Source organism: Fructobacillus sp. EFB-N1, from assembly GCF_001038455.1.
Lineage (GTDB): Bacteria > Bacillota > Bacilli > Lactobacillales > Lactobacillaceae > Fructobacillus > Fructobacillus cardui.
Window position 1 is genome coordinate 1 of the sequence record NZ_LDUY01000053.1, and the last position, 1,298, is coordinate 1,298.

A 1,298-nucleotide genomic window follows, 5' to 3' on the forward strand; every position below is an offset into this window, starting at 1 on the left:
AAATTATTTGGTTGGTCTTCGTGAATAATATGGTCCAACTTTGAGTGAAGAATCCTGATTTCTTCTTCTGATTTCAAGTTGATATGATAATCATTCTTCGAGTTCATCCGGTCATAGTCACTGGCACGATTCTGGCTCATCATAATCAATGGCGCCTGGAGTGCAGACACCATAGATAAGAAGAGGTTAAGCAGAATGAATGGAAACGGGTCAAAATTAGCCCCAAATAGGTGTAATGAGTTGATTGTAATCCAACTAACCAGCACGACGATAAAACCAATCAGGAACGTCCAACTACCGCCAAATTTGGCCACTCTATCAGCTACCTTTTGGCCAAATGTCATTGATTGCTGAACTTGCTTATCAACATCAACAATATCATAGCTGTGGTCGTTCATCATTTTGCCCATTCGCTTGTCTAAACGATTGGTGTGCTTGTGGTCTTCTTTAATAATCTTATCAAGTTTATCTTTATTCACATCACTCTCCTATCAAGCATGATTCCAGAACTTGTCGGCATCGAACCAGATAATACCATTACCATCTAAGAAGTCGATTCCAACGGCGTTAGCGTTCTCTGAATAGCGGTCAATCGTACCAGATTGGTATTGTGGCTTGAACTTAACTTGAACACCATCTTCAAAAGTACGGCCATTTGGATCAGACAAATCGTTCAACAAATCAGTTGGAATACCATTGTCTGCCCATGAGAATGGGTCAGCACACAAGTCATCATCCATTACTTGATAGATTCCGTTCACTCGTTGGCAAGTGTTGCAAGTGAATGGCCCACTCAGAACGAAACGGTCGCCACCAGCTTGGAACTTTTGGATTGCGGTTTGTGCCACTGGTTGTGGTGCTGAAGTGGCTGTTTGAGTTGGCACATAACCACCACCATTGTTAATGCCATTAGCTCGGTCAGCAATTTCTTGCAACTTGCCAACCAATTGACCTGGACAGGCCGTGCTAATGAACTGAGAGTGTGGGAACAAGTTCTTGTAAGGTACAACTTGACCAAATCCGTAACGCTTGGCAATGTCAGCTACCAACTTAGCACTCGATTCAATAGTGGCCTGTGCAATGTCGTAAGTTGGCGCACCGTTGATATTGCAATGTTCAATACCAATTGAAGTTAAATTGGCATTCCAATCGCCCGCGTGCCATGCTGTGTTCTCTTCGTCTACATAGGAACGAATCTCGCCATTTGGCCCAATACCATAGTGAGCTGATGCCTGACGACTGTTCCAAATGCCAGGAACTGAATCATAGTCAGTCGTGGCCATATGGTGAATCACGAT

At 43.5% G+C, this 1,298-nt stretch carries 2 protein-coding genes; both read right to left on the reverse strand.

Annotated features, from left to right (window positions below):
* Positions 1-479: DUF1003 domain-containing protein (locus tag FEFB_RS07995; RefSeq protein ID WP_235271979.1), on the reverse strand; the 479-nt coding region annotated here is incomplete at its 3' end.
* A gap of 12 nt (positions 480-491) precedes the next feature.
* Positions 492-1,298: N-acetylmuramoyl-L-alanine amidase (locus tag FEFB_RS08550; RefSeq protein WP_200898284.1), on the reverse strand; the 807-nt coding region annotated here is incomplete at its 5' end.